The 272-nt window shown below is 38.2% G+C and carries 1 pseudogene; it reads left to right on the top strand.

The features are described 5' to 3' along the window. A pseudogene (locus ACFINS_RS10945) lies at window positions 1–272 on the top strand (disulfide bond formation protein B); the annotation flags it as partial.

Here is a 272-nt window from a genome sequence, read left to right as displayed (position 1 = left end):
TGTTTTTACATATCACACCAGATGATCTTGGATATGGTTCAACGTTCTTTGGACTCCATTTTTATACTTGGGCATTCATTATTGCAGTGCTTTGTATTTTTGCCGTTGCCTTCCTTATGATTTTAAGTGAACTGTCTTACAAATTCAAAGTATTTGCTCCTTTCCCTTTACTCAGTAAAATGGCAAGTGGTCTCTTTGTCTTTTTAATTGCAGCAAATCTGATTTCTACCGTGCTTGAATGCGGAACTGGGCAATGTGCCGATGATCCCGTA

The sequence above is a fragment of the Bartonella sp. AA2SXKL genome, assembly GCF_042197205.1.
GTDB lineage: Bacteria > Pseudomonadota > Alphaproteobacteria > Rhizobiales > Rhizobiaceae > Bartonella.
This window is presented reverse-complemented; position numbering and strand designations above follow the sequence as displayed.